The following is a 5,711-nucleotide window of genomic DNA, read 5'->3' as shown; positions in this document are numbered from 1 at the left end:
ACCTCGGCTAGCGGCACGATGCGTTGATTCGCCATCGTCGCGCGCTCGACGTACAGCGCGCGGCCCGTGAGACCGAGCGCGTCGAGCACGCGCCGCACCTTGTCGAAGTTGCGGCCGAGCTTCATGATCACCGCCGCGTCCGCCTGTGCGAGCCGCGTGCGCAGTTCGTCCTCCGGCAGCACGCCGGACAGCACCGACAGACTCTGGTTCCGGTAGACGAGCGGCTGGCCGAGCACGGCAGTGCCGCCGAGCATCGAGCATACGCCGGGCACGACTTCGGTTTCATAGCGCGGCGCGAGACGGTCGTGCAGATACATATACGACCCGTAGAAGAACGGATCGCCTTCGCAGATCACCGCGACATCGCGGCCCGCGTCCAGATGCGCGGCGACGATGTCGGCCGCGGTCGCATAGAAATCGGCGATCACGGTTTCATAGCACAGCGGAGGCGGGAGCGTTTCCGTCGTCACCGGATAGACGAGCGGCAGTTGCACCTGCGTCTCGCGCAGATGCGCTTCGACAATCCCGTACGCATTGCCTTTCTTGCCCTTGGCGACGAAATACGCGACGACGGGCGCGGCCTGCAGCAGCCGCACCGCCTTGAGTGTCATCAGTTCGGGATCGCCCGGGCCGACGCCGAGGCCGAACAGGCGTCCGCGCGCGGCTGTCATTCGACCTCCGTCGCGAGCGCGTTGACCGCAGCGGCCGCCATGGCGCTTCCCCCGCGCCGGCCGAGCAGCGCGACGTACGGTACGCCGCGACTGTCGGCGGCGAGCAGCGCCTTCGATTCGGCCGCGCCGATGAAGCCGACCGGGAATCCGAGTATCAGCGCGGGGTGCGGCGCGCCCGCATCGAGCATGTCGAGCAGATGGAACAGGGCGGTCGGTGCGTTGCCGATCACGACGATGCTGCCCGCGAGGACCGGGCGCCACAGTTCGAGTGCGGCTGCCGAGCGCGTATTGTCCAGCTGCCGGGCCAGTTCGGGCACCTCGGGCTCGCCAAGCGTACAGATCACGCGATTGCCGGCCGGCAGCCGGGCGCGGGTAATCCCTTCGGCGACCATGTTGGCGTCGCACAGGATCGGCGCGCCGGCGGCGAGCGCGGTACGGCCGGCCGTGCCGGCGCCCGCGGAAAAGCGCAGCGCGTCGACGACGTCGACCATGCCGCACGCGTGGATGACACGTACCGCAAGCTTTTCGAGGTCTGGCGGGATGCGCGACAGGTCGGCCTCGGCGCGAATCGTCGCGAACGACCGGCGGTAGATTTCCTGCCCGTTGCGAATGTAATCAAGCATCGGTGATGTCCTGGCTTTGCCGCGCGTCGCCCAGTCGGGCCGCGGCTTGGTCGATCGTCAGGTGGCGCGCGAGCGCGGTGCCGAAGCCCGCGGCGTCGCTGCGCCGGTAAAGGTCGTAGCGCGCCGGAGCGACCGCGATGAGCGTGTGCTCCGCGCGGTGCGGCAGCGCGCAATGGCGTTCGCAGCCCGTCAGATGCGCATCGACCGCATGGCCGACGCGCGCGGCGAGCGCCAGCGCATCCTGTTTCGTGTCGGCGCGCGCTTTCGCGCAACCGGTGCTGCCTGCGCACGCGACGACGCGTGCGCGCGGATCGGACGGCGACACGACGAGGCCGAGCGCGGCGAGTGCGTCGATCAGGTTGGGCGCGGCGGTCGAGGCGACGCCATGAATGAATATTCCTTGCCACGGCGTCATCGACATCGTGCCGTCGCCGTGCGTGTCCGCGAGCGCGGCCAGCCGGTCGAGCAGCGCCGCGTCGAGGCGGCCGAGCGCGAACTGCGCGCCGACGCTGCAGCGACCGAGGACGCGCGACGCATGCACGCCGAAGCGCAGCGCGGGATCGGCGGGCGTACGCCGCCACGCGGCCAGCAGCGGATCCGCGAAAAGCGGAAAGCGGAGATAGGCCTGCGCGCGATCGAGCAGCGCGCGGGTGCCGCAGACCGCCAGCAACGCGCGCATGCGTGTCACGTCGGGCGGGGCGAGGTCAAGGAACGCGAGCAGCAGTGCGCGGACGAGCGCGACGGTGTCTTCCGGGCGCACGTCGACGCATGCCGGCGCATCGGCTGCCGCAACCGGCGGACATCCCGCGAGCCCGGCCGCGATGCGCGTCGCGCCGTCGCGGCGCGTCCACGCGGACAGCCAGATGTCATGCGGATGATCCAGCACCGCGACCGTTTCGCCGCCGTCGAGCTGGATCGAAAATTTCGGCGACAACCCGAGGCGGCGCGGCTCGCTCGCCAGCATGGCGAGCATCGGCGTGGCGAGCGCATGGCCGTCGATGCCGGCACCGGGATCGTGGCCGGCAAGCGGGCTCAGCATCAGGTTGCGCACGTCGTCACTGGCGGCGAGCGCGGCGGCATCGCCGTCATGGTCGCCGCGCGGTCCGAGCCCCGCGGCAATCAGTGCGTGGCTCAGCGCATCTGCTTCGCCATCGCGGATGCCGCGCACCTGCAGATTGGCGCGGTTGGTCGCTTCGATGACGCCGGAGCCATGCGTGCGCGCGACGGCGGCGATGGCGCGTGCCCGGGCCGCATCGAAACGGCCGCCCGGCAGCTTGATCCGGCACAGACCGCCGTCGGCGGCCGCGACGACGCGCACGAGCCCCGGGCAGGCCGACGGGCGCACGGGGGGCAAGGAGGAAGACGGAACGGTTGAGGCACTCAACAGGGCACCGGATCAGTGTCGCACTGCGGCCAACGCATCGGTACACCCCGCCCGATGCCGGCTGGCACGCACGCACTTTCAGGCCGGCAGGTCTCCTGGCTGACAGGTCGACGCCCGCCCCGAGGCCTTCCCGGAAAACCAGTGGCGCGATGTCGGGGGCGAGCTCGCTGCCTACAGTTGCGGGGGCAGCCACAGCGGCGCGGCACGCGCCCTGTGTTCCCTCTTCGGCCCCGAAGGGCACCGGCGAACGAACGCTGTATTATGCCTTTTTTCGTAACGCAGACATATGCGCCGCGGCCCCGCAGCCGCGCGCGACGACAGGACGGAATCGAAGATGGGGAAGGGTGCATGACGGCGTGGCTGACGGTGGTGGGCATCGGCGATGACGGTTTCGCCGGGCTCGGACGCAGCGCGCGGCGCGCATTGCTCGACGCGAAGCTCGTGATCGGCGCGAAACGGCATCTCGCCATGCTGCCCCGACGCATCGCCGCCGCGCGCGAGCCGTGGCCGTCGCCGTTCGACCTGGCTGCCGTGCTCGCGCGGCGTCACACGCCGGTCTGCGTGCTCGCGAGCGGCGATCCGATGCTGTTCGGTGTCGGTGCGACGCTCGCACGCCAGCTCCCGGCCGGCGAATGGCGCGTGCTGCCCGCGCCGTCGTCGGTGTCGCTCGCCGCCGCGCGCCTCGGTTGGGCGCTGCAGGGCATCGGCATCGTGTCGCTGGTCGGCCGGCCGCTCGCGACGCTCGCCGCGCATCTGCTGCCGGGACAGCGCCTCATCGTGCTGAGCGCCGACGGCCGCACGCCCGGCGCGATGGCGGCGGCGCTGACCGAGCGCGGCTTCGGGCCGACCCGGCTCAGCGTGTTCGAGCATCTCGGCGGGCCGCTCGAACGCCGCATCGACGCGCTGGCGCAAGACTGGAGCGTCGCCGAAACCGCCGCATTGAACCTCGTTGCGCTCGACTGCCGCGCGGTGCCCGACGCACCGCGGCGCACGCTGGCGCCGGGGTTGCCGGACGATGCCTACCGCCACGACGGACAACTGACCAAGCGCGACATGCGCGCGCTGACGCTCGCGCGCCTCGCGCCCGCGCCGGGCGAGCTGCTGTGGGATGTCGGCGCAGGCAGCGGGTCGATCGGCATCGAATGGATGCGGATGCATCCGACCTGTCGCGCGATTGCGATCGAGTCGCACGCGGAGCGGCAAGGTTTCATCGAACACAACCGCGATGCGCTCGGTGTGCCGGGTCTGCAGCTCGTCGCCGGGCGCGCACCCGATGCGCTTGCGGGTCTTGCCGCGCCCGACGCGGTTTTCATCGGCGGCGGCGCAACGGTGCCCGGAGTGCTCGACGCATGCTGGTCGCAGTTGAAACCCGGCGGCCGGCTCATCGCCAATGCCGTGACACTGCAAGGCGAGATCGCGCTTGCCGCGTGGCGCGACCGGCACGGCGGCACGCTCACCCGCGTCTCGCTCGCGCATGCGGAGCCGCTCGGCCGCTTCGACAGCTGGCGGCAGGCGCTGCCGGTCACGCTGTACGAGGTGAGCAAGCCCGGTTCGGCCGAGACGGACACGGCGGCCTGATGCGCGACGAGACGCCCGAAAAGTCCGCGCCACTGCGCTTCGGCTACACGACCGGCAGCTGTGCGACCGCGACGTCGCTCGCCGCCGCGCGACTGCTTCTGGCCGGGGAGGTCTGCGATGCGGTCGAGATCGAATTGCCGAAAGGTCAGCGCGTGATGATGCGGCTCGCATTCTGCCGGACGACCGCCGACGGTGCGGAGGCGGGCACCATCAAGGATGCCGGCGACGATCCGGACGTGACGCATGGCGCACTGGTGTTTGCGCGCATCGCGCTGTCGACGGTGCCGGGCGTGCGTTTCCACGCGGGGCCGGGCGTCGGCACCGTCACGCGCGCGGGGCTCACGCTGCCGGTCGGCGAACCGGCGATCAATCCCGTGCCGCGCCAGATGATGACCGCGCATCTGGCCGCGCTTGCGGCCGCGCACGGCTACGCGGGCGGCTTCGACGTGACGATCGGCATCGAGGGCGGCGAAGCGCTGGCCCTCAAGACGATGAATCCGCGTCTCGGCATCGTCGGCGGCCTGTCGATACTCGGCACGACCGGCATCGTGCGGCCGTTCTCGTGTTCGGCGTATATCGCGTCGATCCATCAGGGTATCGACGTCGCGCGCGCGAACGGCATCGCGCACATTGCGGCCTGCACCGGCAATGCGAGCGAGGATGCGATGCGTGCGCATTACGATCTGTCCGACATGGCACTGATCGAGATGGGCGATTTCGCGGGTGCGGTACTGAAACATCTGCGGCGCGCGCCGGTGGCGCGTGTCAGCCTGTGCGGCGGGTTCGGCAAGCTCAGCAAGCTCGCGGCCGGTCATCTCGACCTGCACAGCCGCCATTCGAGCATCGACCTGCCGCAGCTCGCGCAGTGGGCGGCCGATGCGGGCGCAAGCGCTGCGCTGCAGGCGGCGATGCGTGCGGCGAACACGAGCCAGGAAGCGCTCGCGCTCGCCCGCCAGGACGGCGTGCCGCTCGGCGATATCGTCTGCGCGCAGGCGTTGCGCGTCGCGCGGGATATCGTGCCCGAGTCGGTCACCGTCGAGATGTTCGCCATCGACCGGCAGGGCCGTTTCGTCGGAGCCGCGCAATGAACGCCGCGCCGCGCATCCTGTTGCTCGGCGGCACCGGCGACGCGCTGCGGATTGCCCGCGCGCTGGGTCCGCGTGACGTGTACAGCCTGGCCGGGCTCGGCAAGGTGCCGGACGACCTGGCGTGCTCCGTGCGTGTCGGCGGATTCGGCGGCGCGGCCGGGCTGGCCGCCTATCTGCGTGAAGCCGGCATCGGCCTCGTGATCGACGCGACGCATCCCTATGCCGCACAGATCAGCGCGAATGCCGCCGCCGCCGCGCGCGAAGCGGGCGTGCCTTGCTGGGCGCTGCGCCGCGCGCCCTGGCAACCGCGAGCGGGCGACGACTGGCGCATGGCCGACGACTGGGCGGACATCGAGGCGGCGCTCGC

At 71.2% G+C, this 5,711-nt stretch carries 6 protein-coding genes and 1 riboswitch; of the genes, 3 read left to right on the top strand and 3 right to left on the bottom strand.

Going from position 1 to position 5,711, the window contains the following annotated elements:
* From KH616_RS20425 to cobG, 3 genes are all read right to left on the bottom strand, one after another.
* The coding region (locus KH616_RS20425; RefSeq protein WP_292250273.1) for a precorrin-2 C(20)-methyltransferase at positions 1-671 on the bottom strand (671 nt) is incomplete at its 3' end.
* On the bottom strand, positions 668-1,294 hold the full coding sequence (locus tag KH616_RS20420; protein WP_292250271.1) for a precorrin-8X methylmutase: 627 nt from the start codon (positions 1,292-1,294) through the stop codon (positions 668-670). The genes KH616_RS20420 and KH616_RS20425, both read right to left, overlap by 4 nt.
* Complete coding sequence (cobG, locus tag KH616_RS20415) at positions 1,287-2,639, bottom strand: precorrin-3B synthase (RefSeq protein WP_292250274.1); 1,353 nt, start codon at positions 2,637-2,639, stop codon at positions 1,287-1,289. Before cobG ends, KH616_RS20420 begins: the two co-directional genes overlap by 8 nt.
* A gap of 106 nt (positions 2,640-2,745) precedes the next feature.
* Positions 2,746-2,938: riboswitch (cobalamin riboswitch) on the bottom strand.
* An 88-nt stretch (positions 2,939-3,026) separates the two neighbouring features.
* On the opposite strand from cobG, the gene cbiE reads away from it, so the two are divergent.
* The 3 genes from cbiE to KH616_RS20400 all read left to right on the top strand — a co-directional run.
* The gene (gene cbiE, locus KH616_RS20410) at positions 3,027-4,256 is read left to right on the top strand and encodes a precorrin-6y C5,15-methyltransferase (decarboxylating) subunit CbiE (protein ID WP_292250269.1); all 1,230 of its coding nucleotides are present in this window, start codon (positions 3,027-3,029) and stop codon (positions 4,254-4,256) included.
* On the top strand, positions 4,256-5,344 hold the full coding sequence (locus tag KH616_RS20405) for a cobalt-precorrin-5B (C(1))-methyltransferase (protein ID WP_292250267.1): 1,089 nt from the start codon (positions 4,256-4,258) through the stop codon (positions 5,342-5,344). The genes cbiE and KH616_RS20405 overlap by 1 nt, the downstream gene beginning before the upstream one ends.
* A partial coding sequence (locus KH616_RS20400) for a precorrin-6A/cobalt-precorrin-6A reductase (RefSeq protein WP_292250265.1) occupies positions 5,341-5,711 on the top strand: 371 nt, incomplete at its 3' end. The genes KH616_RS20405 and KH616_RS20400, both read left to right, overlap by 4 nt.

The organism is Burkholderia sp. (assembly GCF_018375725.1).
GTDB lineage: Bacteria > Pseudomonadota > Gammaproteobacteria > Burkholderiales > Burkholderiaceae > Burkholderia.
The sequence above is the reverse complement of the archived record's forward strand: the minus strand, read 5'-3'. Positions and strand labels throughout refer to the sequence as shown.